This is a genomic window from Pseudomonas orientalis, from assembly GCF_001439815.1.
Lineage (GTDB): Bacteria > Pseudomonadota > Gammaproteobacteria > Pseudomonadales > Pseudomonadaceae > Aquipseudomonas > Aquipseudomonas orientalis.
This window is the reverse complement of sequence record NZ_JYLM01000011.1, coordinates 13,359-40,243: the sequence shown is the minus strand read 5'-3', so window position 1 is coordinate 40,243 and position 26,885 is coordinate 13,359. Positions and strand designations below refer to the sequence as shown.

The following is a 26,885-nucleotide window of genomic DNA, read 5'->3' as shown; positions in this document are numbered from 1 at the left end:
GATCAAAAGCCAGAGCAAGAGCAAGAGCAAGAGCAAGAGCAAGAGCGGCTCGCTTCGCATCGTGGTTACGTTTGGGCGCTACCGAGCTGTGTCGATACCTGTACCCATAGCACCGTAGCGGCGGTTGGGGCCGTTCGGCACCGGCGTCTCTTACGGCACCAGTTCAGCGTCTGACACACCGTATTCGTCCAAGGAATACAGCAATGTTCCGTACCCCAGTTGCTCGTAACCGCCGCTGTCGCGGCCATAATCGCCGCCGCCGCCTTCCACCTGGACCTTATTCACCATGGCTTTCACATTCGGCGCGCTGAGGCTTTTGCGCACGACGTAGTGGTTGTAGAGCAGCTCCCATATCGGCCGGATTTCGCCGCGATGGTCGGCGGAGATCACCCGCTGTTTGAACGTGCGGTTGAGCAAAGGGGTAAACGGCACGTCCTGGCCCAGGTTGTACAGGGCCACATACTCGGCGCCTTGCAGTACGCGGTTGTTCTGGTAGCCGAACAGGTCGTCGCCCTGGCTCCAGGCCATCTGGCAGAAGCTGCCGAGCAGGGCGATGTCGAGCAGGGCGTATGTCTGGTCACGTCCGCTTTCCTGGACTTGACCCAGGCCATTGCCATGGAGCTTCCAGACCGCGTGTTCGATGGCGCCGTTACCGTTGCCGTGCTTGAAGTAATCGACGGCCTCGTTGTAGAGGTCGCGGCGATTCGTCAGTACGCCGATGGCCAGGATCGCGTTCATGTTGGCCAGGTCCCAGCGGGCGCCGTGACGATCAGGCGGGCTCCCATCGTGGTGCAGCAGGAAATCATGACTGATGGGATAGAACACGTTGAGCAGCATGCCCTGAAATCGATGAAAGTCGTTTGCCTGCCACTTCGGGTAGCTGCGCAGCAGCTCGGCCGCGTTGGCCAGTTGATAACCGGACAGGCCCGCCGCCAGGGATTTGTCGGGGTCGCCCTTGATCGCGGTAAGCGTGGAGGACCACTGGTTCAGAATGCCCACGGCCTTGTCGGCATAGGCGGGGTCTTGCGAGATCTGCCAGCGCAGGGCCAGTGCGTAGGCTGCGGCGGCGTCATTGAACAGCGTGCTGTCGTTATTCAAGCTACTTGAAGTGCGATATATCACGGGCACTGGATTGGGTTGCCAAGCCAATGATGCATGTGGATTGGCGATCAGCTTTTGCCAGCCGGCCAACCATGGCGGGTTCTGGTTGGCCAGTTTTTCGCGTATTCGCGTGAAGTCCGCCTCGGTCTGGAGCAGGCCGGGATGGGCGAATGCATCGGCAGGCTGGATGGAGGAGGCTTGGCTGTCGATACTCATCGACAACGCGCCAAGCAACACGGCCATTTTGGATAGGTGCTTGAAAGAAATCATCGTATGTTCGACCTGATGCGTCCGACCTTATGCGGCGTAGACAGCCATACGGACGGGGCCAGGCGCGGCCCCGGGGATGAAACAGCTGGCGCTTGAACGGAGCCTGTCAGGCGAGTTGATAGGTTTGGACAGCAGTGCGGTAGTGCGCATAGGATCGGTTCACGGAAGTTGGGCTCAGGGCAATACTGGCAGCGGACTTTCAATAAACCGTTCGCAAATTATCAAGGTTTCATCAAGAGGCTTCTTTGTGTCAGGAAAACGTATCCTCATTGTCGAAGACGACGCCGACAGCGCCAGCATTCTCGAAGCCTATCTGCGCCGCGATGGCTATGAGGTGGCCTTGGCCGAAGACGGCCAGCGCGGTCTCGACCTGCACAAGAGCTGGCAGCCCGACCTGATATTGCTCGACGTGATGCTGCCGCGCCTGAGTGGCACCGAGGTGTTGTCCGCCGTGCGCCGCAGCAGTGACACGCCGGTGATCATGGTCACGGCCATGGGCGACGAACCGGAAAAGCTCGGCGCCTTGCGCTACGGCGCGGACGACTATGTGGTCAAGCCCTACAGCCCGCGCGAAGTGGTGGCGAGGGTGCAGGCGGTGCTGCGCCGCACCACCGGCAACCAGCCGCTGCCACACCTGCTGCGTCATGAGAACCTGCGGGTGGATCTTGTCGCCTTTACCGCCGCCATTGAGCAGGGCGATGCAGCACCGCAATGGCTGGACCTGACGCCCACCGAATTCAAGCTGCTGGTGACGTTGCTCCAGACCCCGTCCAAGGCCTTCACCCGTGACGAGTTGCTGGAAATCTGCCTGCCGGAAAGCGAAGCCCTGGCCCGTGTCGTCGATACCCATGTGCACAACCTGCGGCGCAAACTGGAAACCCATGGCATCGCCGGGGTACTGGTGACGGTGCGCTCCATTGGCTATCGGTTCAGGTAAGCGTCATGCCGGATAAATCACGGATCAACGACAAACCGCTGTGGCGCTGGATCGGCATGCGCATGAGCCTGCTGGCGATCGGCGCGGTGGTGATGATCTCGGTGTGCATGTGGATCAACATCACCCTGTCGGATTGGGATTTCGTGCAGCATCTGCCGCCGGGGCCGCGCGAAGAGCTGCTGCAACTGCGCGCCGATCCTGGGCTCAATGAGGCACGCTTGCGTCAATTGGTTGCCCAATACTATCCGCTGGAGTATTTCCAGCCGGCCATCGCCAATCGCGACTGGCTGGTACTGGTTGGCCTGGTGCTGGCCGCCATCCCTATCATCATTGTCTGCGGCCTGTGGTTTTCGCGGCCCTTGTCCAGTCAGTTTTCGGCGGTTGCCCAAGGCGCAAGGCGGGTCGCCGGCGGGGATTTTCTGACGCGCCTGCCGGTGCACCGCAATGCACCCGATGAGCTGCAACGGCTGGTCAGCGACTTCAACAGCATGAGTACGCAACTGGAGCGCTATGAGCGTGACGTGCGTGAGTCCAGCGCGGTCATTGCCCACGAGCTGCGCACGCCGTTGAATGCCGCCATGGGGCGCGTGCAGGGTATGCTGGACGAGGTGTTCCCCAGCGATGCCGCGCAGTTGGGCATGGTCAAGCGCCAGCTCGATCAACTGAGCAAACTGGTGGATGACCTGCACCTGTTGTCGATGGCGCGGGCCGGCCGGTTGGTGCTGGAGCGCAGCGATTTCTCCCTGATGGCCCTGGTGGCCGAACGCTTGGCCTGGTTCGAGCCGCAATTGGATCAGGCCGGCATTCGAACGCAGGTCATTATGGCCGATGGGCTGCGTGTTCATGCCGACCGCGATCGCCTGGGCCAGATCATCAACATTCTGGTGGATAACCTGCTGCGTTATGCGGCAGGCGGCGGTGAAATGAATATTACGGCGCGCCAGGTCCAGGGCCAGGTGGTGATTGAAATCGGCGATCGCGGTCCGGGTATCGAAGCCCAGCACCTGGACAGCGTGTTCGATCGCTTCTGGCGGGCGGAACGCTCCAGGGCGCGTTATTCGGGCGGCAGCGGGCTGGGCTTGTCCATCGCCCGGGCGATCTGCCAGGCTCACGGCGGCGCCATGACGGCCAGCAACCTGGCCGAGGGGGGCACGCTGATCAGGGCGCAGTTTCCGGTGCAGGGCTGGCCGGCGTAACATGAGCCTGAGTTCATGCCCAGCCCATCCCAGCCCATTCGCGAAGACCCTGCCGATGAGAGACCTGCCGCCGACCGCAACGCTGCGAGCTTTTGAGGCTGCCACCCGCCATTCAACCTTTACTGCTGCCGCCCAGGAATTGCATGTGAGCCAAAGCGCTGTCAGTCACCAGCTCAAGCATCTGGAAACGCTGTGGGGGCTGCAGCTGTTTGAACGGGGTCAATCGTTACGCCTCACGGCAGCGGGGGCTAGGCTGGCGCCGATCGTGCGCGAATTCTTCATCAGCCTGGAGGCGACGCTGGGCGATCTGCGCGAGCAAAAGGGCCGGGTTCGACTCAGTGTCAGCACCACCTATTCGTTCGCACTCAAATGGCTGCTGCCGCGCCTGCCGAATCTGGCCCGTCAGCACCCCGAGTTGCTGGTCTCGCTGGACACCACCGACAAGATCATCCACTTCTCTGGGGGCCAGGCGGATGTCGCGATTCGGCTGGGCAAGGGCAGTTATCCCGGCTTGTATTCAGAGTTCCTGTTCGGCGAGCAGGTATTTCCGGTGGCCAGCCCCGACCTGCTGCAGCGCCTCGGAACACCGCGCGATCCGGTCGAATTATTGCGTTTGCCACTGCTGACCCGCGATGGCGCCGAGTTGGTGCCGAAATGGGAGGCCTGGTTTCAAGCCGTGGGGCTGGTGTTTTCGCCGCTCAGGGAAAGCGTCAGGTTCGGCGACAGTAACATGACCGTCGAGGCCGCCTTGCTTGGCCAGGGTGTTGCGTTGGTGCGCAGCGGCCACGTGGAAAACGAAATCGCTGATGGCCGTCTGGTACGGCTGTTCGATATGCCGTTCCCATCGCCGTTGGCTTACTACTTTGTGTGCCCCAAGGGCATCGAGGCGCAGCCGCATATTCTCGACTTCCGACAGTGGTTGATGGGCGAGGCGCTGAAAGTGCAGCAGGCAGCTCATTAAGGTATGAGCATTCTTTCATGCTGCAATGAGTAGACTTCGCTGTCGTTCCGGTGCCGGTCTGCCTAAGATGGCGCATGCCTATCCATCTTGTTTGCCTGGTTCTTTTCGCCGCGCTTCTGCACGCCAGTTGGAATGCGCTGCTGCGTGGCGGTGCCGACCGGCTGTGGTCGATGACGGTGATGTGCATCGCCATTGCCATCACCTGTGGCGTCGCTGCAGCGTTCATGCCGATACCCGCGACTGAGAGCTGGAGCTACGCGCTGCTTTCAGCCTTGCTGCATGTCGGCTACAACCTGTTCCTGGTGCGCAGCTATCGGGTCGGTGACCTGGGGCAGATCTATCCGATTTCCCGTGGGTCGTCGCCGGCGCTGATCACCCTGGGCGCCGCCGTGTTTGCCGGCGAGCGCATTGCCCCCGGTCAGTTGCTGGGTATCGCGCTGGTCTCTGGCGGGATCATTTCGCTGGCGTTCAAGGGCCGCAGTTTGTCGGTTCCCAGCCTGCCCTATGCGCTGGGCACCGGCTGCTTCATCGCGGCCTACAGCGTCGTCGACGGCATCGGTGCCAGACTCTCCGGCGCGCCGCTGGCCTACACCGCGTGGATGTGCGCCTTGTGGGGCGTGATGATGCCGCTGGTGTATATCGGCCTGCGCGATGCCCGCAGCCTGTTCTGCGTGCGGCCCGGCACGCTGACCGCTGCGCTCGGCGGGCTGGTCTCCTTGCTGGCCTATGCAATCGTTATCTACGCCATGAACCAAGCGCCCCTGGGCGCGGTATCGGCATTGCGCGAAACCAGCGTGCTGTTTGCACTGTTGATCGGCTACCTGTTTCTCGGCGAAACGCTCACCGTGCGCCGGATCCTGGCGTGTGGCGTGATCGTCGCCGGCACCCTCATCATCGGCTGATACAGCCAACAACGCAGGAGATCATCTGAATGGACAAGGTCACGCAGGCACCCCTGATCCTGATCACCGGAGGCAGTCGCGGCGTGGGTGCGGCCACTGCTCGGCTGGCCGCCGCCAAGGGCTATGACGTCGCTATCAGTTACGTTGCCAACGAGCCGGCGGCATTGGCGGTGGTGGCGGATGTGCAAGCAGCGGGGCGCAGGGCCCTGGCCGTGCAGGCCGACAGCGCAGACCCCGAACAGGTCGCCGCGTTGTTCGCGGCCATCGACCGCACGTTCGGGCGCATTGATGTACTGGTCAATAACGCCGGGGTGCTGGCGACCCAGTCGCGCCTGGAGGACCTTGGCTTTGAACGCATGCAGCGCATTTTTGCGGTCAATGCCATCGGGCCGATGCTCTGTGCCCAGCAGGCGGTCAAGCGCATGGCCTACCGGCACAGCGGGCCGGGCGGCGTGGTGATCAATGTCTCTTCCGCCGCGGCACGCCTGGGCAGTCCCAACGAATACATCGATTATGCGGCGTCAAAAGGCGCCCTGGAGACGTTCACCATCGGGTTTGCCAAGGAAGTGGCGCGCGAGGGCATACGCGTCAACTGTATTCGCCCCGGGCACATCTACACCGACATGCATGCCAGCGGTGGCGAGCCGGGCCGGGTCGATCGCGTCAAGGACTCGATTCCCATGGGGCGCGGCGGTCAGCCGGAGGAAGTAGCTCAGGCCATTCTCTGGCTGGCCGGCGCCGAAGCGTCGTTCGTGACCGGCACGTTCCTTGACGTGACGGGCGGCAAGTGAGCCGGCGGGGCGCCTTGTTAGTCGCATTTTGTTACGAAGCAATCAAAGCAAAATGCCAGTTTGCGCCGGAAAAAGGGGGCAAAAACACGCCTGCCACGGTTTTTTCATAAAAACGTAACAAAGCTGCTGCACAGTCCCGGGAGCCCGAAATTACACCACGGAGTTCCTGAATGAAAAGCTTGATGAAGTCTGCTGCACTCGCCGTCGCGGTTTCTCTGAGCGCCACTTCGGTGTTTGCTGCCGAAAGCATCCGCCTGACCGGTTCCGGCGCCAGTTTCCCGGCCCCGATCTACCTCACCTGGTTCAAGGATTTCAGCAAGAAAAGCGCGGGCGTCACGGTTGACTACCAGTCCAAGGGGAGCGGGGCGGGGGTACAGGACTTCCTGAACAAGACCGTTGACTTCGCCGCCAGTGACTCCGCGATGAAAGACGAAGACATCGCCAAGGTCGCCGAGGGCGTGCAACTGCTGCCGATGACCGCCGGTGAAATCGTGCTGGCCTACAACCTGCCGGGCAACCCGAAGGGCCTGAAGCTGCCGCGCGATGTGTACTCCGATATTTTTCTGGGCAAGATCACCCAGTGGAACGATCCCAAGATCGTCGCCGCCAACCCGGACTTGAAACTGCCGGCCACGCCTATCACCGTCGTGGTGCGTGCGGACTCCAGCGGCACCACCGCGGTATTCACCAAGCACCTGGCGGCGATCAACCCTGGCTTCAAAGAGGCATTGGGTGAAGGCAACACCGTCAACTGGCCTGCCACCGACAAGTTCATCAAGTCGCCCAAGAACGACGGTGTGACCGCCACCGTACGCCAGACTCCAGGCGCGATTGGCTACATCGAATACGGTTTCGCCAAGCTGGCCAAGGTTGACTTCGCCCAGCTGCAGAACAAGGCCGGCCAGTACGTCGTGCCGAATGCCGAAAGCGGTGCAGAAGCACTGGCTGCGGTGAAAATGCCGGAAAGCCTGGTGGCTTGGCTGCCGGACCCGGACGGTGCCAAGTCCTACCCGATCACGTCTTACACCTGGATGATTTTCCGCAAGGACAACGGCAACCCGGCCAAGGCCAAGGCCATGCGTGAAATGGTCGAGTACAGCCTGACCGAAGGTCAGAAAATCGCTGACTCCATGGGCTACATCCCGCTGCCGCCTTCGGTAGTCGAGCAGGTTCGCAAAGCTTCCGCCAACATTCAGTAAGGCTTGCCAGGCCGCGCCCGGCATAGGCTTGCCCGCCATGCCGGACGCGTTCCCCCCTTGTTCCGGAATCAGCCAATGAACTCACCTTTTGTCGTACCGGTTAACCCGGACTCTGCGTGCCGGCCACCGTCCACGAAGGACTTTGTGGTTGACCGCACCTTCCGTGCCCTTGCACGCATCGGTGTGGTGCTGATACTGGCGCTGGTTTTCGCGCTGGTGTTCGAAGTCGGGCGCAAGGCACTTCCCGGCATGGAAAAGCACGGTTTTGACGTGCTGCTCGGCAGTGTCTGGGATGTGAACCAAGGCAAATACGGCATTCTGCCGGCGATTTGGGGCACGCTGTACAGTGCTTTCATCGCGTTGCTGATCGCAGGCTTTTTCGGCGTCAGCATGGCGATTTTCCTGACTCAGGATTTTTTACCGGCCAAGCTGGCTGCAGTGTTTCGCACCATCGTCGAGTTGCTCGCCGCCATCCCCAGCGTCGTTTACGGCCTATGGGGGATCTATGTGGTAATTCCGGCGATTCGCCCGCTCACGGCGTGGCTCAATAGCGAGCTTGGCTGGATCCCGTTTTTCGGCACTTCCCTGAGTGGACCGGGCCTGCTGCCGGCCGCGTTGGTATTGGCGATCATGATTCTGCCGACCATCGCCGCCGTTTCCCAGGACGCCCTCACCGGCGTGCCGATGAAAACCAAGCAAGCCGCCTACGGCATGGGAACCACTCATTGGGAAGCGATTCTCAAAGTGATGGTGCCATCCGCCGCCACCGGCATCTTCGGTTCCCTGGTGCTGGGCCTGGGCCGCGCCCTGGGTGAAACCATGGCCCTGGCCATGCTGGTGGGCAACGCGAACAATATCTCCCTGTCGCTGTTTGCACCGGCCAATACCCTGGCGGCCTTGCTGGCGCTGAATTTTCCCGAAGCCGGCCCGAACGAGATCGAGGTGCTGATGTACGCCGCACTGGTCCTGATGTTCATCACGCTTCTGGTGAACATCATCGGTTCGATGATCATGGTCTACGCCCAACGGGGGACTAAACAATGACTGACCTGTCTTCCCCAATCACCGCCATGCCGAGCCTGCAGCGCCGGTTCGAAGGCCGTGCCCTGCGCAGCCTGGTGCTGACCAGCCTGGTGTGGTTCGGCGCACTGCTGGCCGCCGTGCCGCTGATTTCGGTGCTCTACATGCTGATCACTCGGGGCGGCGCTCGCCTGAGCCTGGAGCTGTTCACCGAGTTGCCACCGACCGGGTTCGAGACCGGCGGTGGCTTCGGCAACGCCATGGCGGGTACGTTTGTCATGGTTGGTATCGCGGCGGCCATCGCGGTACCGGTCGGCATCCTGGCTGCTGTGTTCCTGGCTGAACTGGGCCCGGACAGCAAACTGGCGAACGCTTCGCGCTTTGCCGCCAAGATGCTCACCGGCTTGCCGTCGATCCTGGCGGGCGTGTTTGCCTACGCCCTGGTGGTGATGACCACCGGGACCTACTCGGCCCCTGCCGGTGGCATCGCCCTGGCCGTATTGATGCTGCCGATCGTGGTGCTCACGGCTGAAGAGTCGATGAAGATGGTGCCCAAGATCATGAAGGACGCTGCCTACGGCATGGGCTGCACCCGTTCGCAAGTGATCTGGAAAATCGTCCTGCCCACCGGCATGCCGGCAATCCTCACGGGCGTCATGCTCGCCGTGGCGCGCGCCGCCGGCGAAACCGCACCGCTGTTGTTCACCGCACTGTTCAGCAACTACTGGATCTACCACGACGGCAACCTGGCCGTCATGAACCCGACAGCCTCGTTGGCCGTGCTGATCTACAACTTCTCCGGCATGCCCTTCGACAATCAGCTTGAACTCGCGTGGGCGGCCTCGCTGGTGTTGGTGATGATTGTGTTGGTCGTGAATGTCGTGAGCCGTATTTTCGGCAAACCCAAGTACTAAAAGCGGGAGCACCTGAATTTTGAACGTATCAACTGCGCAAATAGCCGCTCCGTTTGTTACCCAGTCGCCGGTGGTCATGGACTGCAAGCTGGACAAGATTTTCTACGGCAACTTCATGGCCGTGCGTGACAGCCATGTGCCGATCGAAAAGAACAAGATCACCGGTTTCATCGGGCCTTCCGGCTGTGGCAAAAGCACCGTGCTGCGCAGCCTCAATCGCATGAATGACCTGGTCAAGGGCTTTCGTTTCGAAGGGCATGTGCATTTTCTCGGCCAGGACGTGTACGGCAAGGGCGTCGATCCGGTGGTGGTGCGTCGTTACATCGGCATGGTGTTCCAGCAGCCGAACCCGTTCTCGATGAGCATCTTTGACAACGTCGCCTTTGGCCTGCGCCTCAATCGCTACAAGGGCGACCTGGGCGACCGCGTCAAACACGCACTGCAAGGCGCCGCCCTGTGGGACGAGGTCAAGGACAAGCTCAAGGTCAGCGGTTTGTCGCTCTCCGGTGGGCAGCAGCAACGCCTGTGCATTGCGCGCGCTATCGCCACCGAACCGGAAGTGTTGCTGCTGGATGAACCGTGTTCGGCACTCGACCCGATTGCCACCCGGCGCGTCGAGGAGCTGATGGTTGAGCTTAAGAAGGATTACACCATCGCACTGGTGACCCACAACATGCAGCAGGCGATCCGTGTGGCGGATACCACGGCGTTTTTCTCGGTGGATATTTCCCAGGGCACGCGCACCGGTTATCTGGTCGAAATGGGCCCTACCACGCAGATTTTCGGCAAGCCACGCGAGCAAATGACCGAAGACTACATCAGCGGCAAATTCAGCTGAGCAACACCGTCCGGCCTCGGCCGCCTACGTGCAAACGCCAAACGGATGTGGCGTGAACCGGTAGATTTTTTACCTCGTGTTTCCAAGGAGTTTCAATGCCTGCAACGCATCGCCTTGATTTACCTGCCATTGAACGCGCATTGCGCGAAGTGCAGCACCGTTTCGCCGAGCTTAGCCGGCACTTCACCGAGCCGCGTGATCCCCTGACCGACGAAGTGCTGCTCAATGTGCTTGAAGGCTATGCGTTGATTGACGACTATGTCGCACGCGGCGTGGACCTGTTTGATCTTCATCAGCTGAACCTGATGCTGGAAATCAACGCCACCGTCTTGTGCGGTCGAGATCCGGCGCGGCGGTTGGAATACGCGCAGCACCTGGCGGCCACCGAAGAGCATTTCTTCAACAACGTTGAGGGCGGTATCAAGGACTTGTACAACTGGTATTGCGCGTATCGCAGCGAATCGGTCTGGAAACGGGCGGCCGGCGTCTATGTGCGCATCCTCAGCAAGCCGCAGCTGTTCATTGAAGGCAACAACCGCAGCGGGTCGCTTATCGTCAGCTATCTGCTCATGCGTGCAGGTTTGCCGCCGTTCGTGCTGACGCTTGAAAATGCCGAGGGTTATTTCAATCCGTCCTCGGTGATACGCAACTCTGCCAAACATGGCGTCAAGGCCTTGTATGAACTGCCCAAGATCAAGAAAAAGTATGCAGCCTTCCTGGAACACCAAGCGCCTGATCCAGGCAAATTTTTCCTGGGCGGCACGCCGCGGCCCCTGCGACAGGGAGGCCATTGATGCGCCGATTTAAACGTCAACGCCTGCGTATCTCCTTTGACATCGACGACACGCTGGCCTGCCAGCTCCACCACTGTGCGGTCGAAACCAGCTGGCTGCCGGCCTGTGTGCATCGTTGGCTGGGTGAACCGTTGCGTATCGGCACGCGTTCCTTGATCCGCGAGTTGCGCCGCCAGGGCTGCAGTGTCTGGGTCTATACCTCGTCCGGTCGCACACCGTCCTACATCCGCCGCTGGCTGTTGCTCTACGGAATCCGCGTCGACGGGGTCGTCAACAGTGTGCTGCACAACCGCGCCCTGACCGGGCATGGGCTGTCGAATGCGCCTTCCAAGTATCCGCCGGCATTCGACATCGACTTGCACGTCGATGATTCCGAGGGCGTGCAGAGTGAAGGCGCCGATCACGGATTCCGCGTTGTCGTGGTCGATCCGCAGGACGTACGCTGGACGCAGAAAGTCCTGGATGCCGTGGTCGTTGTCCGCGCGCAGCTCGGTTGGCCGCGGCTGATCAGCCACAAGGCGCCGCGCCACACCGGCGTGTCGGTTGACCCGAGCAGGCCTGTCGCCAGCTCGCTCCTGGCGGGCCAATAGCGGCCTGGTTGAATGTATCCAGGACAATTCTTTGTGTGTATCAAGTGGCGAGCGTAGGCTCCCCTCCACATACAGCAAGGAGGCGAATTTGGCGCGCAGGATGCAACGGTTCCAGCGGCGTCGAATCGATTGAGGCATGTTCAGTCACGTTACGGCCGGGTGCACCGATCTTGAAAGAGCAGCGGCTTTTTACAACGCCGTGCTTGCGCCACTCGGGCTGATCCGCCGCGCAGCGCATCCCCATGGCAGCACGCCTCACAACGCCTGTTACGGCGTTTTGGAGCGCCCATGGTAGAGCCATCGACGCTATTGCTGTTCGCAGGCGCCGTGTTGCTGTTGCTGATGTCTCCCGGCCCCAATATGGCTTTCGTGATTGCCCACGGCGCGAGCTACGGCTGGCGTGGCGGCGTCGCTGCGGCATTGGGCATCGGCGCGGCCGACCTCGTACTGACCGCGCTCACCGCCGTCGGCCTTACGGCCGCCATAGCGCAATGGCCACTTTCGTTCGACCTGATCCGCTGGGCCGGTGCGTTCTATCTGCTCTGGATGGCCTGGAACGCCCTGCGGATTCGTAGCGCACGTGCACTGCACGCCACCCTCCAGGCGTCACTGAGGTCGGTGTTCATCCGCGCGATGCTCAATTCTTTGCTCAATCCGAAAGCGTTGCTGTTCTTCATGGTGTTCCTGCCGCAGTTCGTGGTGCGCAACGGTTCTGCGGTCGCGCAGCAAATCCTGACGCTGGGGCTGATATTGACCTTGATCGCGACGGTTTTTCACGTCGCGCTGGGTTTGGTTGGGGGAATCATCCGGGGTTACGCAGCCCACAAAGGCGAGTCCGCAAAGTGGCAATCGCGTGGCCTGGCATTCGTGCTGGTATTGCTTGCGGTTCGCCTGGCGTTCACGTCGCGGCCGGCGTGAGTCATACGGGTAGCCGGTGCGCGCTTGCATAAAAAAGCCACTCATTCGAGTGGCTTTTTTTCCTGTGGCTTATGAAGTGGACGCCAGGGCGTCCGTTTTGCCCTGCACCGCTTATTTGAGCGTGACGTCAACCATCGGTGGGATGTAACCGTAGTCATACTCGGCGACCACGAATGTCTGTTGCCCTTTGATCTTGATGCCCACGGTCGGTGCCTCGGTACCGCCGATGCGCATGTGTGTCCCACCTTCGCCGGTGGGTACGCTGTCGATGAAGGAGGTCACCAGGCCGTTGGGCATCACGCAGTGCGAGTAGGTCTGGAACGGTTGGGAAGAAGGATTTCCCAGGACCAGGCCGGAACCATTCAAGGGCACGTAAGGGCCGAACAGCGAGTCTGCGACAAAACCGTACACCCCGTCCGGCCCGGTTACCCCGTCGCCGTAGGTGAAGGTGTGGCTGATGGTGAACAGGTAATACTTGCCGTCCTGGAACACGAAGTGCGGACGTTCGGTCTGGTCGTTGACGCCGACTGCGGTGAGCAGCGGCGGCAGCATTTCCCAGTCGTCCCCGTCTTCGTCACGGGCCACGGCGATACCGACACAGGCAGTCTGGAAACGCGAGTTGCCGACGTCTTCATAACCTGGCGGCACATCGCCGATTTCTGCCTTGCCCACCGTGTGCGAGCCGCGCACGCCGGCCACGTTGCCTTCAAACAGCATGTACAGCTTGCCGTCGTTCGGGTCGCGGAATGGCCATGGGTCGCGGAAACCCCAGAAGGCGTTCTGCGCTTCGGTCTGGTACATCGTGCCATCGGCCTCGAACAGTGGCTTGACCTTCTCGAAGCCCACCAGGCTGACGCCGTGCTCGGTGGTCACCACGCGGCCACGCACCTTGACGATGGTCGCGCCCGGCGTGACTGCGGTGTAGTACAGGTCCACCTCGCCTTGCTCATTCAACAGGATCGGCGTGCCGGCCCATTCGCGAACAGTCGGGGAAACGCCTTCAGCCATGACCCGGCCGCCCATTTTCCAGTCCTTGCCGGTGCGGGAGTACCAGTAATACATCTTTGCCCGACCATGGCGATCGTTCCAGTCGCGGGTGATGTCGTAGTTACCGTTCTGATCGAGGTATTGCGGGTCGGTGGGGTGACGGTCTGCCGTCAGGGTGAAGATCACTGACCAGCCATCGACAGAGGTGATATTCCCGTCAATGTCACGCAGGGGCATGGTGTCCCAGATGAACACCTTGTCGCTCAGCACCGGGAAGTTGGCACTGACCAACGGCTGGGTGGTGGTGGGGTCGTCCGCATGGACTTTCAGCGCATCGGCGCGGGTCCACAGGCTGGGTTGGTGGGGTACTTTGCCAAATTTTTCAGTGTTGCTTTTCATGGGTAAAACCTCGTCCTTGAAGGTCAATAAATACTGTATTCATATACAGTTATTCGACTTTAGAAGACTTGGCTCTTCGGGTCAAGGACGAAAATGCATTTATGCATAATTAAGCACGTTGTCCGAGCTGACACGTTTCAGCCTGGAGCGTTTCTCGATGTTGGTATCAGGGCACACCCCCTGTGGCCTTCAATGGGCCTGCCGAACTCCCTCATGCCGGCGCTGGTTGCATTGCCATCGCCATGCATCGGCAAGCATGCTCTCCAATGTGTGGTTCGCCTGCCAGCCCAGCTCTTCGGCGGACTTGTGCGGGTCGGCCCAGCAACAGGCGATATCACCCGGTCGGCGCGCTTCATAGGTTCGCGGAATGCGCAGGCCGGTCACTTTCTCGAAGGTGTTGATCACCTCCACTACGGAATACCCACGGCCTGTCCCCAGATTCCACACACTGATGCCGCGACGTTCGCGCAGCGCTTCAAGCGCACGGAGGTGGCCCCGCGCCAAGTCGACGACATGGATGTAATCGCGTACACCGGTGCCATCCGGGGTCGGGTAGTCCGTGCCGTAGACCGACAGTGCCGGGCGCTCGCCGGCGGCCACCTGGAGCAGATAGGGCAACAGATTGTTCGGTGTGCTGGTGGGTGCCTCGCCGAGCAATCCCGAGGGGTGGGCACCGATGGGGTTGAAGTAGCGCAGCAGGCCTATCGACCAACGCGGGTCGGCGCCGGCCAGGCTTTTCATCACGTTCTCGCACATCAATTTCGACATCCCGTACGGGTTGGTCGGCTGCCCGGTGCAGCACGCCTCGCTGATGGGCATGCGGGTGCAGTCTCCGTAAACGGTTGCCGATGAACTGAACACCAGCCGGAACACACCCGCCTGCGCCATGGCCTGGCAGAGCACCACGCTGCCGCCGACATTGGTGTCGTAATAGCGCAACGGCTCACGCACGCTTTCGCCGACGGCTTTCAATCCGGCGCAATGCACCACGGCGTCGATGGGGTAGTCGCGCAGCAGCGTGTCGAGCAAGCGGCGGTTGCGCACGTCGCCGTAGATAAACCCCGGGCGCTTTCCAGCCAGGGTGGCGATGCGGTCGATGGCCGAGCGCTCGCTGTTGCACAAGTTATCCAGGATCACGACGTCTTCGCCTCGGACCATCCATTCCAGTGCGACGTGTGCACCGATGTATCCCGCACCGCCCGTTATCAAGATCATGCGCCTGCCCTCAATCGCCCCGGCGTCCGCCCGACGCCTGTTGCCCAGGTTCGGTCAGCGCCGTGGTGGCGGCTGACTGTTAACAAGGTAGGGGCGGTTTTTTTGCGGGAGTTCAAACCGGTTGACCGACCGGTATGTGCAGTTCATCGGCTTTGCACAATCTTCTTGTGAACGCCCCATGACGGGCACGCTTCCAACATTCAGGAGCCGTACAGCCGTGGCTGTATCGACCCGGTGTGGCCAAGGGGCTCGATGCATGAGCCGTCATCTTTTCGCTGGATAAGGACATTGATATGAACCTTGCAGAACAGCCTGAACAGTTTGCTGCGGTGAGTGCGCAAAGCCTTTTGGAGTCTCCAACCCCGGCCCGGCCCACATTGGTGTGCCTGTCCCATCTGCGCTGGGGTTTCGTTTATCAGCGTCCGCAGCATGTGATGTCGCGCCTGGCGAAAGACTACGATGTGATTTTTTTCGAAGAGCCTGTGGTGGCCGGTGACGAGCCGCCTCACCTGGAAGTATCGAGCCCGGCAGACGGGGTGCAGGTGCTGGTCCCGCGCCTGCCCGAAGGCCTGGATGCCCACGCAATGATCGAGGCGCAACGCCAGTTGCTGGACGAGCGTCTCGCCCGGCGGCTGCCCGGCGATCTTCTGCTCTGGTACTTCACCCCGATGAGCCTGGCGTTTACCGACCATCTCCAGGCGCAGGTCACGGTGTTCGACTGCATGGATGAGTTGTCCGCGTTCATGGGCGCTCCTGCGGAACTGGTGGAGAGGGAACAACTGCTCATGGCCAGGGCCGATGTGGTGTTCACCGGCGGAGTGAGCCTGTGGGAGGTCAAGCAACGCCAGCATGGCAATGCGCACCCGGTGCCCAGCAGCGTCGACATTGCGCACTTTGCACAGGCGCGTGAGGCCTTGGCGGAGCCTGCGGACCAGGCGGCGATTGCGCGGCCACGCCTGGGCTTTTTCGGCGTGATCGATGAGCGCTTCGACATTGATCTAGTGGCGCAAGTGGCGGCGATGCGGCCCCACTGGCAGATCGTACTGGTCGGGCCGGTCGTCAAGATCGACCCGCAAACGCTGCCGCGTCGGCCCAATATCCACTACCTGGGCGCGCGCCACTATGCAGAGTTGCCGACTTATCTGAGCGGTTGGGAAGTGGCCTTGATGCCGTTTGCGCTCAACGCCTCCACCCGGTTTATCAGCCCCACCAAAACCCCTGAATACCTGGCGGGCGGCTGTCCGGTGGTGTCCACGCCGATTCGCGACGTGGTCAACGGCTATGGCCGCAGCGGGGCCGTGTTTATCGCCGACACCGCGCAGGCATTTGTCGCCGCCATCGAAGACGCGCTGCGCCTCAAAGGCACGCCCGACTTTTTGCAACGTGCCGATGCGGCCCTTGAGGGTATGTCCTGGGACAACACCTGCCGCTTTATGAAGGAGCAGATCCAATGCCTCAGATAGCGCTTGAGACTGCCACAACCGGACCGTCCTGCCAGCCGGGGTGCGGTGTTTATGATTACCTGATCGTCGGCGCCGGATTCGCCGGAAGCGTCATGGCCGAGCGTCTGGCCGAGGGGCTGGGCCGTCACGTGCTGTTGATCGACCGACGCGCACACGTGGCCGGCAACGCCTACGATCACTACGACGCGGCGGGGGTATTGGTGCACCGCTACGGTCCGCACATTTTTCACACCAACGCACAGCGCATCGTCGATTACCTGTCGCGTTTCACCCAGTGGCGACCCTATGAACACCGCGTGCTGGCCAAGGTGGATGGGCAACTGGTGCCCATTCCCATCAACCTCACCACGCTCAACACGCTGTACGGTTTGTCGATGTCGCCCGAACAAGCCGAAGTGTTCCTGGCCGAGCGCGCCGAGCCGGTTGCCACGATTCGCACGTCCGAAGACGTGGTGGTCAATCAGATCGGTCGAACGCTGTACGAGAAATTCTTCCGCGGCTACACCCGCAAGCAATGGGGCCTGGACCCCAGCGAGCTGGACAAGTCGGTGACGTCACGCATCCCCACCCGCACCGATGCAGACGATCGCTACTTCACCGACAGCTTCCAGATGATGCCGCGTGACGGGTATACGCGACTGTTCGAGCGGATGCTGGATCACCCTCGTATCGACCTGCTGCTCAACACCGATTTCAAGGCCGTGCGCGAGGTGGTGAAGTTCAAGCACGTCATTTACTGCGGGCCGATCGACGAGTACTTCGACTTCCAGTTAGGTCGCTTGCCCTATCGCTCCCTGCGGTTCGAGCACCAGACCCTTGAGCAGGAGCGCTATCAGCCGGTGGCGGTGGTCAACTTTCCCGAACCGCAGGTGCCCTATACCCGCATCACCGAGTACAAGCACCTGACCGGCCAGGAACATCCTTGCACCAGCATCAGTTACGAGTTTCCCTGCGATGAGGGCGACCCTTACTACCCGGTTCCGCGACCCGAAAACGCCGAATTGTACAAACGTTACAAAGCCCTCGCGCAGCAGACGCCGAATGTGACGTTCCTCGGGCGCCTGGGCACCTACAAGTACTACAACATGGACCAGGTCGTGGGCCAGGCGCTTGCGTTGTACCGCGATATCGAGGCTGCGAGCAGCGCAGTCGCTGTCGACGCGGGGCTCGCTGCTCGATGAACGCACAGCCACAGCACGGCCCGGGCCAACGCGGTGAGCGTGAACATCTGTCCCTGTTCGCCAGCTTCGTGATGGCGGGCTATGAGTGTTCCAGCCAGCGCCGCCAGGATGGCCGGCGCCTGGACCTGCTGGCGGACACCGGCCACGCACGCTGGGCGCACAAGGACTACCGGCAGTTGGCGGGCCTGAATGTGCGTTGCGCCCGCGACGGCCTGCGCTGGCACCTGATCGAACGCAGCCCCGGGCGCTATGACTGGAGCAGCCTGCTGCCGATGCTCAGGGCCGCGCGGGAGCACTCGCTGCAAGTGATATGGGACCTGTGTCACTACGGGTATCCGGACGACCTGGACCTCTGGCGCCCGTGCTTTGTCGAGCGGTTCGCGCGGTTTGCTGGCGCGGTGGCGAAGCTGATGAAGGAGGAAGGTATCGAGCACCCGTTCTACTCGCCGATCAACGAGATATCGTTCTGGAGTTGGGCGGGGGGCGATGTCGGTTATTTCAACCCGAATGCACGCGGGCGCGGGCAGGAGCTCAAGCATCAGTTGGTGCGCGCCAGCATCGCTGCAATCGAGGCGATTCGCGAACACGCGCCCGCTGCACGTTTCGTGCAATGCGACCCGTTGATCCATGTGGTGCCGGCCTCGCGTCGTAGCGAAGATATTGCTGACGCCGAACAGTACCGCCTGGCTCAATTCCAGGCCTGGGATTTGTTGACCGGGCGCCAATGGCCCGGCCTGGGTGGACAGGAGCATTACCTGGACATCATTGGGGCCAATTTCTACCCGCATAACCAGTGGTTTTTCCAGGGCGATCGCATTGCGCAGGGCGCGCCCGACTACCGTCCGCTGGCCGGTATGCTCAAAGAACTGCATCAACGCTATCAGCGGCCATTGCTGATTTCCGAAACCGGTGCCGAGGATCAGGCGCGTGTGCCCTGGTTGAACTATGTCGTGGACCAAGTGCTGATAGCGCTCAGACGCGGAGTGCCGGTGCAGGGTATCTGCTGGTATCCCTTTCTGGATTATCCCGGCTGGGATGACGACCGCTATTGCCCCACCGGCGTCTTCGGCTACCCGGACGGGGAGGGCGAGCGCGCCTCTTTTCACCCTCTGCATGTGCAGCTCGCGGCGGTGCCCGAACGCGTGCGGGCATGTTTGCACGAGCTTGATCGGCTGCGACCGCCAGGGCAGCCGTCATGATTTTTCGACGCTTGCGCGATGAGCCGCTGCCGGCCACAGCGAGCGCGTTTTTATGGCGCTACGTCAGGGTGCGGCCCGTGCATTTCGGCGCCATGTTGTCGCTGGTGATCGGTGCGGCCTGTTGCGCGGTGGCGGTGCAGTACGGCATGAAGTTGCTGGTGGATGCCATGGCCGGCGACTCGCAGGCAGGCCAGGTGTGGCGCGCCTTCAGCCTGTTCATAGGGCTGATCGTGGTAGAAAACCTGCTGTGGCGGTTGGGTGGCTGGGTGGGCTGCTACACCGTGGTCGGCAGTTGCGCCGATCTGCGCGTTGATCTTTTTCACCATCTGACCGGGCATCCGATGCGCTATTTCAACAGGCATTTCGCCGGCGCGCTGGCCAATCGGGTCTCGGCGGCGGCCGGCGCCGCCAACACCGTCTATGGCGGTCTGGCCTGGCGTATCGTGCCGCCCTGTGTGGATTTCCTCGGCGCCGTGGTGGTGCTGTTTACCGTGCATGGTGCCATGGCGATGGCCTTGATCCTGTGCGTGGTGCTGGTGGCGGCGTTGATCACGGTGGTCGGTGTGCGTGGCAGGCACCGGCACATCGCATTTGCGTCACAGTCGGCGCGTGTGGGCGGCGAGATCGTTGATCTGGTCTCCAATGTCTGGACGATCAAGGCATTCTCCGCACGTGAGCGCGAGCGCCTCAGGCTGGAGCGGGAGATAGGGGTCGAGGCCGGGGCCCATCGGCGCAGCTGGATTTATCTGGAAAAGGCGCGCGTGCTGCATGATGTCTGCCTGTCGATCATGGCCGGGGCGATGCTGGGCTGGGCCATCCTGCTGTGGCGCCAGGCCCAGATCACGGCGGGCGATGTGGTGATGGTCAGCGCGTTGACGTTCCGTATTCTGCATGGCTCCCGCGACTTGGCGCTGGCATTGGTGGAAGCCAGTCAGCAAATGGGCGTTATCGCTGAAACATTGGGTATCATCGCCCAGCCCCACGAACTCAGCGATACGCCGCAAGAACTGGCACCGACCCGAGGCAACATCAGGTTGCTCGATGTGAGCTATGCCTATCCCGGCGGACGCCCGGTGTTCAGGCATTTGTTCCTGGAGATTGCAGCGGGGCAGAGTGTCGGCATTGTCGGCACGTCCGGCTCGGGCAAGTCGACGCTGCTTGGCTTGCTGCAACGTCTGGATGACGTAAACAGCGGCGTGATCCTGATCGACGACCGTGATATCCGGTCGGTCAGCCAGGACAGCTTGCGTCGACAGATTGCGGTGGTGCCCCAGGAGCCCGCTTTGTTCAATCGCAGCATTCTGGAAAACATCGCCTACGGCCAACCGCACGCGAGCGAGCAACAGATCGTCGAGGCGGCCCGACGCGCCTTTTGCGATGAGTTCGTGCAGGCGTTGCCCGATGGGTATCACACCCTGGTAGGCGAGCGTGGGGTTACGTTGTCGGGCGGGCAACGGCAGCGTCTGGGGCTGGCGCGGGCGTTTCTGAAGGACGCGCCTGTCTTGATTCTCGACGAGGCGACTTCCGCGCTGGATTCGGATTCCGAAGCCGTCATCCAATGCGCGCTGATGGACCTGATGCGCGGCAGGACGGTGATTGCGGTGGCTCACCGCCTCTCGACAATCGCCAACTTCGACCGGGTGCTGGTGCTGGAGCAAGGAGAGATTGTGCAGGACGGTTGCCCCGATCAGCTACGCCGCCATCAGGGACGCTTTCGCACGCTCTGGCAACGGCAGGCGCTGATCCGGGAAGCCTGATGCCGTATTACGTTATTGAGACAGTCAGGCTGGTTAACTTTGCAGGGGGCTACGATGAAAAAAAGCGAGAAAGAAATGGAAATTCAGGCCTGGCACTTATTGCTCGAGGACGACGCCTACCGTCTGGACTGGCCCGACGACTTCTATCGCACGCTGATCAACCGTGCCGATGAACTGGTGCTGCGCGAAGTCATCAGCCTGGAGGAATGGCAGCGGCTCAAGGATGCGGCGGACAGGGTTCACGCACAAACGCTGCATCACCTGGCGGCGCAGCAACGTGACCGTGTAGACACCGTGTCTATCGACCTGTGCATCGATACGGCAGAGTCGACGCAGCGGTAGTCGGAGTGATAAACGATGCGTGTTTTAACAGGAGGCTCAACGTTTACAGGCGGGTAGTTCAAATCTGATCGCGGTAAGTCTTTGCGCTTTTAAACGACTGGTTTGAAGGGGCAGCGAGGCTGCCCCTTCCTTTCTCACTCAAGAGCCCGACTTCCGGCCGCCGCCATGGCTGTGCTGACCGCCTTTGCGGCCTGCCTCGGAGGCTTTTTCACGGTCGTTGGCGAAGTTGCCGCCGGACGATTGGCCACCTTTTTTCCCTGCTTCGGAGGCTTTTTCGCGATCGTTTGCAAAGTTGCCTGGGTTTTTATTACCTGTAGTCATGACAGTTCTCCAGTCGCTCAGTTAGCGTTTCGTTAGTTGCCCGTTATCGCACCGGACATCTATTCCGATAACGAGGCCTGCGGAAATGTTTTATTGGATTTTGCAACGGGCGACGAACGGCGAATTGCCGTGGAAAGTTATACAAACATGCTCTGGTAATGCCGCTTCGTATAAGTTTCAGGCGTTCGATAGTTGCCTGCTACAACAACGTTAATGCCATTCGTCTTTTTCGTTGCACTTGAAATCCGCTGACGGCTCCAACCAGGTTCCTATCCTGTAAACGGGAGATGCCTGCCATGACACATGACCCATCCAACACCCAGAACCGGCCCTCTGAACCACTTGATAAGCCCAACGAAGACGGTTGCGTCATCGGTACCGCCGGCCGTGACGAAGACCCCAACGCGACCACTGACTGGGCTCACCCCGAGCGCCCGACTGTGCCTGCCGATGCCACCGTGACGCCGCCCAACGGCACGCCCGGGATCGACGCCATTGTGCAGGCGGATGATGCCGACGCCGACTGAGCACCCGGCCTCACATCGCCGTTTCGCTTGTTGTGCAACGGTTAACCGCTGGTCGTGACGCGCGGTTTTTTTTGAAATTTTTCGAACGCTGGTTGTTTCACATAAAAGGTAGGCGCGCATTCCAAAGTTGCCGCCACTTTCAGAAAAGCCTGAGGAGATTTGTTCATGTTTCTACATAACAAGCGACTTCAATACACCGTACGTGTTGCCGAGCCTAATCCGGGCCTGGCGAATCTTTTGCTTGAACAGTTTGGTGGCGCTCAAGGTGAGTTGGCAGCCGCGTCCCGTTATTTCACCCAGGCCCTGGCTGAAGACGACCCAGGTCGCAAAGACCTGTTGATGGACATCGCCACTGAAGAGCTCAGTCATCTTGAGATTGTCGGTTCCATCATCGTGATGCTCAACAAGGGCGCCAAGGGGCGGATGGCCGAAGGTGTGGAGGAGGAGGGCGAGTTGTACCGCTCTCTCAATGGCGCCGGCAATGACTCTCATATCACCAGCCTGCTGTACGGTGCGGGCGCGCCGCTGGTCAACTCTGCCGGTGTGCCGTGGACAGCGGCTTACATCGACACCATCGGTGAGCCCACGGCGGATATGCGTTCCAATATTGCCGCCGAAGCGCGCGCGAAAATCGTCTATGAACGCCTGATGAATGTCACCGATGATCCAGGCGTGAGGGACGCTTTGGGTTTCCTGATGACCCGGGAAATCGCGCACCAGATCTCCTTTGAAAAGGCCTTGCATTCGATTCAACCGAACTTCCCCCAAGGCAAGCTGCCGGGCAAACCGGAGTTCACTCAGGTGTACTACAACATGTCCCAGGGCGAAGGCAATATGCGCGGCCCCTGGAACCAGGGCGACGAATGGGAGTTCGTGGAGAACCCGCAACCGGCGGTCGACGGCGGCGATGGCATGGCCAGCGTGCAATTGGATGCGGACGACGAAGCACTGTTGAGCGCAATGAAAATCCGCACGCTCTCCGACCCAACCAGCGACCCCGTCACCGGTGCCGATCTGGGCTCGGGCATGCAGCCCAAGCCTGATCTCTGATTCGCGGCAACCGCACGCTTACGGGCGTGCGGCTTTTTTCATTGGCTTGAACAGGAGTAACGACATGGCGACCCCACAGGAAAACCTGCTCGACTGGTTGCGAGATGCCCATGCGATGGAGCAGCAGGCCGAGAAAATGCTCAGGGCGCAATCCGAGCGGCTGGAACATTACCCCAAGCTCAAGGCGCGGATCGACGAGCATATTCAGGAAACCCTTGGCCAGCAGGCGCTGATTGACGAGTGCCTGTCACGCCTGGGCGGCAGCTCCTCGACCCTCAAAGACATCGGCGGAAAGTTGATGGCCTTCGGTCAGGCCGTTGGCGGCTCACTGATGAGTGACGAAGTGATCAAGGGCGCGATGGCCGGCTACGTCTTCGAAAATATGGAGGTGGCCAGCTACACGGTGCTCATAGCGGCCGCGCAGGCGGCGGGAGACGCCGAGACACAAGCGGCGTGCGAGAAGATCCTGCCCCAGGAAATTGCCATGGCGCAATGGTTGCTCGAGCATTTGCCAGAGCTGACACAAGCGTTCCTGGAGCGCTCCGCAGCCCCTGACACAGAAGCCAAGCGCTGACGCTGCGCGCGGCGCCTCACCATCGGCGCCGCGCTTGATTTGGCGCACGCTGGCACTGCGCTGCATTTTCACGGTCCATGGAACACGCGCCACTTATCTGGAGGTGAACCTTGGCTACTAAGAAAACGCCCGTGGTCGACAATGTCGGGTTGGCGGTGCTTTCTTCCAACCGCAAGGATCCGTTCTTCGCCGCCATGCAAGCCAGCCGCAGCGCGATGATCGTGACTGACCCTACCCAGCCCGATAACCCGATCGTGTTCGCCAACCCGGCGTTCCTGGCCCTTACGGGGTTTGAGCATGACGAGGTGATCGGACGCAATTGCAGGTTCCTGCAAGGGCCTCAGACCGACAAGAACACCCTGCAGCAGGTGCAACGTGCACTTGAGCAACGCCATGAGGTATGTGTCGAGGTCCTTAATTATCGCAAGGACGGCTCGACCTTCTGGAATGAACTGTTCCTCTCCCCGCTGTTCAACGAGCATGGCCAACTGGTGTATTTTTTCGCTTCCCAACTGGACGTGAGCCGGCGTCACGATGCGGAACAGCGCGTGCGCCGCGCCCAGGACCTGGAGGCTTTAGGGCAACTGACCGGTGGCATTGCCCATGACTTCAATAACCTGTTGCAGGTGATGGTCGGGTATCTGGAGCTGATCCAGCAGAGCGCCAAGCGCCCCAGTTGCGACCCGCAGCGCATTTTCAACAGTGCCGTGCGTGCCCGGGCGGCCGCCGAAAAAGCGCAGACGCTGACTCAGCAATTGCTCGCCTTCTCGCGCAAGCAGCGGCTCGACAGCCGGGTGATCAACCTCAACACCTTGTTGAATCGTCCCGACTTCATGTCCGTGCCGCAGGGCGTCGACCTGCATGTGGAACTCGCCGAGGATCTGTGGAACTGCCGCATCGACCCTGCCCAGGCGGAGCTGGCGGTGCGGCATTTACTATCGAATGCCCTGGACGCATTGCGAGAGCGTAGCGATCCCACTGTGACGGTCAAAACCCTCAATATCCAGGTGCCGGGCGAGGCCAGTGCTGAACGCGATGGCCTGGCCGAGGGGCGCTACGTCAGCATCTCGGTGTCTGATAATGGTCATGGCATCGCTGCCGATATCCAGGAAAAAGTCATGCAACCGTTCTTCACCACCAAAGAAGAAGGCCAAGGCTCGGGCCTGGGGCTGTCAATGGTGTATGGCTTCGTCAAGCAATCGGGCGGCACGGCACGTATCCATTCATACCCTGGCATCGGCACCACCCTGCGCCTGTACTTCCCGGCCGATGACAGCCAGCTCTGGGTCGAGCAGACAACCGTCGCAACCTCGCTGCAGGGCCACGAACATATCCTTATTGTGGAGGACCGGCCCGAGGTGGCCGAGCTGGTGCAAGAAATCCTGTCCGACTACGGTTACCAGACTGGCATCGCGCACAACGCTGTCGAGGCCTTGAGCATGCTCAAGAGCGCCACGTACGACCTGGTGTTCAGTGACTTGATCATGCCGGGCGCGATGAACGGCGCGGCGCTCGCCCGTGAGGTGTCGCGCTTGTATCCGCGTACCAAGGTCTTGCTCACGACCGGCTACGCGAAAGATGCATTAGAGCGCACGGATATAACGGTGGATGAGTTCGAGCTGATTCAAAAGCCTTATCAATCCGCCGACCTGGCCCGGAAAATCCGCGCGGTGCTCGATGCCTGACCTGCAAAAATGTGGGAGCGGCGGTGCGACGATTCGACTTGCCCCCGATGGCGGCCTCAGGACCGACCAGGATTTTGTGTCGATCCCGGTCCAAATGTGGGAGGGGGCTTGCCCCCGATGGCGGCCTCAGAGCCGACCGGGATGTTGGGTTGGACCGAGTACATATCCGTTTCTGCGCTAACGGCTACTTAGGGTTCCGCTTTTACAGCGGCTCACTTTTGAAAAGCGCAAAAGTAAGCAAAACGCTCTTGCCCCACCACTCGGCACCTCGCCTAGGCTCGGTGTGCCCTCTCTCCGGCTTGAATCCGTGGGCCGCCGCAATGGGACATCCATGGCCCAGTGCGGCTAACCCGGCGTCCTGCCGGGTTACCCACGGATTCAAGCCTGCGTTCGGCCAGCGTGGTTTAACGGGGCGCCTGAGATCAAAAGCAGATCAAGATCAAGAGCGGCTCGCTTCGCATCGTGGTTACGGTTGAGCGCTACAGAGGTGTGTAGATACCTATGTTTCGTTCGCTTAACTGACCGGCATTAGGGCAAGCCCCCTCCCACAGGTCATCAGGCCTGGCCCATGACTGCCAGCGACAGGTTGAGTGCCAGTACCAGCAGAATCGAAAAGCCGAATACCTTGCGCGCCCAGCCGGGCGGGTCGGTCAGGCGGGTGGCACTGGCCGCGAGGGTCATCCAGTAACCGCAGAGCCCAAGCATCAGCGCAAAATACACGGCATGCATCTGCGCAACCACGCCCAGCACCAGGCTGCCGGCGAGGAATGCCAGGATGTACGCCTGTATCTGCCGGTACGCCTCGGGCAGGCTCAGAAGCGGCAGGCGTGCCGCGCGAAAATCCTCGCGACGCATCACCGTGATGGCATGTGAGTGAGGCATCTGCCAGCAGCAGAACACCACGATCAGCAGCACTGCCGTGGCGTCGAACCTGCCGGTGACCGCGCAATAACCGATAACCGGCGGCATCGCCCCTGAAAGGCTGCCGATCAGGGTTGCCCAGTGGGAGCGCCGCTTGAGCCAGTAGGTATAGACGCCAGCGTAGATCACCAGCCCAACCATGGCCAGGAAGCTGGCCAGGGCATTGCTGCCTGCCCACAGCAGACCGAAGCCGGCCACGCCCAGGGCGATGGCATAGCTTGCGGCGGTGGGCACGGTGATGGTTCGCAGCGCCAGCGCGCGGTGACAGGTGCGCACCATGCGCCGGTCGATATCACGGTCGACGCAGTTGTTGATGACACAGCCGCACCCGATCACCAGGGCGGTGCCCAGCAGGGTTGCCAGCAAACTCGCAGGCTCTGCCAGGTCGCCGCGACCTGCGAGGAAGTAGCCCCCCAGTACCGACGCGAGGTTGCCGAAAATAATTCCCGGCTTGGTCAGTTGAATCCCGGCATTGAACAGCCCCAGCCAGTGTTTCAGTGCGCCAGCATGTTGTGATGAATACTGCCCATGATCCATAGCGAGAGTCCTACCAGCAGAAGGATGATGACCGCCGAGAAAATCAGCGCAATCAGGTTCCAGCGTTGTTCCTCGGCGGTATCCAGATGCAGGAAGAACTTGAGATGGACCACGATTTGTATCGCGCCCAACGCCACCACCAGCCAGGCGGTGGTGATACGCGGCAGTGACGGGAACATCACCAGGCCGAACGGGATCAGGGTCAGCAGCACCGACACCAGGAAACCGACCAGGTAGGAACGGCCGCTGCCATGACTGGTACCGGCGCTGCTGTGAAGCGAACTTTGCTTGTACAT

At 61.0% G+C, this 26,885-nt stretch carries 27 protein-coding genes; 21 read left to right on the top strand and 6 right to left on the bottom strand.

Translation table 11 applies throughout. The features are described 5' to 3' along the window. Positions 1 to 150: 150 nt before the first annotated feature. Complete coding sequence (locus TU82_RS22895) at positions 151 to 1,371, bottom strand: alginate lyase family protein (RefSeq protein WP_057725524.1); 1,221 nt, start codon at positions 1,369 to 1,371, stop codon at positions 151 to 153. 247 nt (positions 1,372 to 1,618) lie between these two features. On the opposite strand from TU82_RS22895, the gene TU82_RS22890 reads away from it, so the two are divergent. The 12 genes from TU82_RS22890 (at position 1,619) to TU82_RS22835 (ending at position 12,431) form a co-directional block, all read left to right on the top strand. Then, complete coding sequence (locus TU82_RS22890) at positions 1,619 to 2,308, top strand: response regulator (RefSeq protein WP_057725523.1); 690 nt, start codon at positions 1,619 to 1,621, stop codon at positions 2,306 to 2,308. Between the two features lie 5 nt (positions 2,309 to 2,313). Beyond that, a complete protein-coding gene (locus TU82_RS22885) occupies positions 2,314 to 3,504 on the top strand; it encodes a sensor histidine kinase (RefSeq protein WP_057725522.1) in 1,191 nt (396 codons plus the stop codon). 55 nt (positions 3,505 to 3,559) lie between these two features. Beyond that, positions 3,560 to 4,465, top strand: coding sequence for a transcriptional regulator GcvA (gene gcvA, locus TU82_RS22880; RefSeq protein WP_057725651.1), 906 nt, complete (start codon positions 3,560 to 3,562; stop codon positions 4,463 to 4,465). Positions 4,466 to 4,539: 74 nt separating this feature from the next. Continuing rightward, the gene (locus tag TU82_RS22875) at positions 4,540 to 5,367 is read left to right on the top strand and encodes a DMT family transporter (protein ID WP_057725521.1); all 828 of its coding nucleotides are present in this window, start codon (positions 4,540 to 4,542) and stop codon (positions 5,365 to 5,367) included. A 29-nt stretch (positions 5,368 to 5,396) separates the two neighbouring features. Further along, the gene (locus TU82_RS22870; RefSeq protein ID WP_057725520.1) at positions 5,397 to 6,158 is read left to right on the top strand and encodes an SDR family oxidoreductase; all 762 of its coding nucleotides are present in this window, start codon (positions 5,397 to 5,399) and stop codon (positions 6,156 to 6,158) included. A gap of 170 nt (positions 6,159 to 6,328) precedes the next feature. Then, a complete protein-coding gene (pstS, locus tag TU82_RS22865; protein WP_057725519.1) occupies positions 6,329 to 7,357 on the top strand; it encodes a phosphate ABC transporter substrate-binding protein PstS in 1,029 nt (342 codons plus the stop codon). A gap of 75 nt (positions 7,358 to 7,432) precedes the next feature. Next, entirely contained in the window at positions 7,433 to 8,401 is a 969-nt protein-coding gene (pstC, locus tag TU82_RS22860) for a phosphate ABC transporter permease subunit PstC (RefSeq protein WP_057725518.1), read from the top strand. Beyond that, a complete protein-coding gene (gene pstA / locus TU82_RS22855) occupies positions 8,398 to 9,291 on the top strand; it encodes a phosphate ABC transporter permease PstA (protein ID WP_057725517.1) in 894 nt (297 codons plus the stop codon). The genes pstC and pstA overlap by 4 nt, the downstream gene beginning before the upstream one ends. A 76-nt stretch (positions 9,292 to 9,367) precedes the next feature. Beyond that, positions 9,368 to 10,129 carry a phosphate ABC transporter ATP-binding protein PstB gene (gene pstB, locus TU82_RS22850; protein WP_231982786.1) on the top strand — a complete coding sequence of 254 codons (762 nt, stop codon included), beginning with the start codon at positions 9,368 to 9,370 and terminating at the stop codon, positions 10,127 to 10,129. 95 nt (positions 10,130 to 10,224) lie between these two features. Continuing rightward, the gene (locus TU82_RS22845) at positions 10,225 to 10,923 is read left to right on the top strand and encodes a hypothetical protein (protein ID WP_057725515.1); all 699 of its coding nucleotides are present in this window, start codon (positions 10,225 to 10,227) and stop codon (positions 10,921 to 10,923) included. After that, positions 10,923 to 11,513: a hypothetical protein gene (locus tag TU82_RS22840; protein ID WP_057725514.1), complete on the top strand. Its 591-nt coding sequence runs from the start codon at positions 10,923 to 10,925 to the stop codon at positions 11,511 to 11,513. The genes TU82_RS22845 and TU82_RS22840 overlap by 1 nt, the downstream gene beginning before the upstream one ends. 288 nt (positions 11,514 to 11,801) lie before the next feature. Then, positions 11,802 to 12,431: a LysE family translocator gene (locus TU82_RS22835; protein WP_057725513.1), complete on the top strand. Its 630-nt coding sequence runs from the start codon at positions 11,802 to 11,804 to the stop codon at positions 12,429 to 12,431. Between the two features lie 111 nt (positions 12,432 to 12,542). Here the strand turns inward: TU82_RS22835 and TU82_RS22830 are convergent, their stop codons facing one another. Then, positions 12,543 to 13,817 (bottom strand): glycoside hydrolase family 68 protein, encoded by a 1,275-nt coding sequence (locus tag TU82_RS22830; protein ID WP_057725512.1) that lies wholly within the window; start codon positions 13,815 to 13,817, stop codon positions 12,543 to 12,545. 189 nt (positions 13,818 to 14,006) lie between these two features. Further along, the gene (gene galE, locus TU82_RS22825; protein WP_057725511.1) at positions 14,007 to 15,032 is read right to left on the bottom strand and encodes a UDP-glucose 4-epimerase GalE; all 1,026 of its coding nucleotides are present in this window, start codon (positions 15,030 to 15,032) and stop codon (positions 14,007 to 14,009) included. 293 nt (positions 15,033 to 15,325) lie between these two features. On the opposite strand from galE, the gene TU82_RS22820 reads away from it, so the two are divergent. The 5 genes from TU82_RS22820 to TU82_RS22800 are packed head-to-tail and all read left to right on the top strand — an operon-like array spanning position 15,326 to position 20,974. Then, complete coding sequence (locus tag TU82_RS22820; RefSeq protein WP_057725510.1) at positions 15,326 to 16,495, top strand: glycosyltransferase family 1 protein; 1,170 nt, start codon at positions 15,326 to 15,328, stop codon at positions 16,493 to 16,495. Further along, positions 16,483 to 17,676, top strand: coding sequence for a UDP-galactopyranose mutase (gene glf, locus TU82_RS22815; RefSeq protein WP_082632071.1), 1,194 nt, complete (start codon positions 16,483 to 16,485; stop codon positions 17,674 to 17,676). The genes TU82_RS22820 and glf overlap by 13 nt, the downstream gene beginning before the upstream one ends. Further along, complete coding sequence (locus tag TU82_RS22810; RefSeq protein ID WP_057725509.1) at positions 17,673 to 18,875, top strand: glycoside hydrolase family 1 protein; 1,203 nt, start codon at positions 17,673 to 17,675, stop codon at positions 18,873 to 18,875. The genes glf and TU82_RS22810 overlap by 4 nt, the downstream gene beginning before the upstream one ends. Beyond that, complete coding sequence (locus TU82_RS22805; RefSeq protein WP_057725508.1) at positions 18,872 to 20,632, top strand: ABC transporter ATP-binding protein; 1,761 nt, start codon at positions 18,872 to 18,874, stop codon at positions 20,630 to 20,632. The genes TU82_RS22810 and TU82_RS22805 overlap by 4 nt, the downstream gene beginning before the upstream one ends. A 54-nt stretch (positions 20,633 to 20,686) precedes the next feature. Then, a complete protein-coding gene (locus TU82_RS22800; protein WP_057725507.1) occupies positions 20,687 to 20,974 on the top strand; it encodes a hypothetical protein in 288 nt (95 codons plus the stop codon). A gap of 138 nt (positions 20,975 to 21,112) precedes the next feature. Here TU82_RS22800 and TU82_RS22795 read toward each other — a convergent pair whose 3' ends face one another. After that, positions 21,113 to 21,295, bottom strand: coding sequence for a con-10 family general stress protein (locus TU82_RS22795; RefSeq protein ID WP_057428464.1), 183 nt, complete (start codon positions 21,293 to 21,295; stop codon positions 21,113 to 21,115). Positions 21,296 to 21,591: 296 nt separating this feature from the next. Here TU82_RS22795 and TU82_RS22790 point away from each other — a divergent pair, with 296 nt between their 5' ends. The 4 genes from TU82_RS22790 (at position 21,592) to TU82_RS22775 (ending at position 25,131) form a co-directional block, all read left to right on the top strand. After that, complete coding sequence (locus TU82_RS22790) at positions 21,592 to 21,822, top strand: hypothetical protein (protein ID WP_057725506.1); 231 nt, start codon at positions 21,592 to 21,594, stop codon at positions 21,820 to 21,822. A gap of 165 nt (positions 21,823 to 21,987) precedes the next feature. After that, on the top strand, positions 21,988 to 22,872 hold the full coding sequence (locus TU82_RS22785; RefSeq protein WP_057725505.1) for a manganese catalase family protein: 885 nt from the start codon (positions 21,988 to 21,990) through the stop codon (positions 22,870 to 22,872). 64 nt (positions 22,873 to 22,936) lie between these two features. Further along, the gene (locus TU82_RS22780) at positions 22,937 to 23,446 is read left to right on the top strand and encodes a ferritin-like domain-containing protein (protein ID WP_057725504.1); all 510 of its coding nucleotides are present in this window, start codon (positions 22,937 to 22,939) and stop codon (positions 23,444 to 23,446) included. A gap of 110 nt (positions 23,447 to 23,556) precedes the next feature. Further along, positions 23,557 to 25,131 (top strand): histidine kinase famiy protein, encoded by a 1,575-nt coding sequence (locus tag TU82_RS22775; protein WP_173667465.1) that lies wholly within the window; start codon positions 23,557 to 23,559, stop codon positions 25,129 to 25,131. Between the two features lie 555 nt (positions 25,132 to 25,686). On the opposite strand, the gene cyoE is transcribed toward TU82_RS22775, so the two are convergent. Both cyoE and cyoD read right to left on the bottom strand, forming a co-directional pair. Then, complete coding sequence (gene cyoE, locus TU82_RS22770) at positions 25,687 to 26,589, bottom strand: heme o synthase (protein WP_057725502.1); 903 nt, start codon at positions 26,587 to 26,589, stop codon at positions 25,687 to 25,689. After that, positions 26,547 to 26,885: a cytochrome o ubiquinol oxidase subunit IV gene (cyoD, locus tag TU82_RS22765; protein WP_057725501.1), complete on the bottom strand. Its 339-nt coding sequence runs from the start codon at positions 26,883 to 26,885 to the stop codon at positions 26,547 to 26,549. Before cyoD ends, cyoE begins: the two co-directional genes overlap by 43 nt.

Bases quoted from the DNA above. Each gene is read 5' to 3' on its own strand.
- TU82_RS22800 (WP_057725507.1), top strand. From the start codon at position 20,687: ATGAAAAAAAGCGAGAAAGAAATGGAAATTCAGGCCTGGCACTTATTG.
- TU82_RS22830 (WP_057725512.1), bottom strand. From the start codon at position 13,817: ATGAAAAGCAACACTGAAAAATTTGGCAAAGTACCCCACCAACCCAGC.
- TU82_RS22805 (WP_057725508.1), top strand. From the start codon at position 18,872: ATGATTTTTCGACGCTTGCGCGATGAGCCGCTGCCGGCCACAGCGAGC.
- TU82_RS22795 (WP_057428464.1), bottom strand. From the start codon at position 21,295: ATGACTACAGGTAATAAAAACCCAGGCAACTTTGCAAACGATCGCGAA.
- TU82_RS22875 (WP_057725521.1), top strand. From the start codon at position 4,540: ATGCCTATCCATCTTGTTTGCCTGGTTCTTTTCGCCGCGCTTCTGCAC.
- TU82_RS22885 (WP_057725522.1), top strand. From the start codon at position 2,314: ATGCCGGATAAATCACGGATCAACGACAAACCGCTGTGGCGCTGGATC.
- pstB (WP_231982786.1), top strand. From the start codon at position 9,368: ATGGACTGCAAGCTGGACAAGATTTTCTACGGCAACTTCATGGCCGTG.
- TU82_RS22835 (WP_057725513.1), top strand. From the start codon at position 11,802: ATGGTAGAGCCATCGACGCTATTGCTGTTCGCAGGCGCCGTGTTGCTG.
- TU82_RS22840 (WP_057725514.1), top strand. From the start codon at position 10,923: ATGCGCCGATTTAAACGTCAACGCCTGCGTATCTCCTTTGACATCGAC.
- pstA (WP_057725517.1), top strand. From the start codon at position 8,398: ATGACTGACCTGTCTTCCCCAATCACCGCCATGCCGAGCCTGCAGCGC.
- TU82_RS22780 (WP_057725504.1), top strand. From the start codon at position 22,937: ATGGCGACCCCACAGGAAAACCTGCTCGACTGGTTGCGAGATGCCCAT.
- cyoD (WP_057725501.1), bottom strand. From the start codon at position 26,885: ATGTACAAGCAAAGTTCGCTTCACAGCAGCGCCGGTACCAGTCATGGC.
- galE (WP_057725511.1), bottom strand. From the start codon at position 15,032: ATGATCTTGATAACGGGCGGTGCGGGATACATCGGTGCACACGTCGCA.
- TU82_RS22785 (WP_057725505.1), top strand. From the start codon at position 21,988: ATGTTTCTACATAACAAGCGACTTCAATACACCGTACGTGTTGCCGAG.
- TU82_RS22845 (WP_057725515.1), top strand. From the start codon at position 10,225: ATGCCTGCAACGCATCGCCTTGATTTACCTGCCATTGAACGCGCATTG.
- gcvA (WP_057725651.1), top strand. From the start codon at position 3,560: ATGAGAGACCTGCCGCCGACCGCAACGCTGCGAGCTTTTGAGGCTGCC.
- TU82_RS22870 (WP_057725520.1), top strand. From the start codon at position 5,397: ATGGACAAGGTCACGCAGGCACCCCTGATCCTGATCACCGGAGGCAGT.
- glf (WP_082632071.1), top strand. From the start codon at position 16,483: ATGCCTCAGATAGCGCTTGAGACTGCCACAACCGGACCGTCCTGCCAG.
- TU82_RS22790 (WP_057725506.1), top strand. From the start codon at position 21,592: ATGACACATGACCCATCCAACACCCAGAACCGGCCCTCTGAACCACTT.
- pstC (WP_057725518.1), top strand. From the start codon at position 7,433: ATGAACTCACCTTTTGTCGTACCGGTTAACCCGGACTCTGCGTGCCGG.
- pstS (WP_057725519.1), top strand. From the start codon at position 6,329: ATGAAAAGCTTGATGAAGTCTGCTGCACTCGCCGTCGCGGTTTCTCTG.
- TU82_RS22895 (WP_057725524.1), bottom strand. From the start codon at position 1,371: ATGATTTCTTTCAAGCACCTATCCAAAATGGCCGTGTTGCTTGGCGCG.
- cyoE (WP_057725502.1), bottom strand. From the start codon at position 26,589: ATGGATCATGGGCAGTATTCATCACAACATGCTGGCGCACTGAAACAC.
- TU82_RS22820 (WP_057725510.1), top strand. From the start codon at position 15,326: ATGAACCTTGCAGAACAGCCTGAACAGTTTGCTGCGGTGAGTGCGCAA.
- TU82_RS22810 (WP_057725509.1), top strand. From the start codon at position 17,673: ATGAACGCACAGCCACAGCACGGCCCGGGCCAACGCGGTGAGCGTGAA.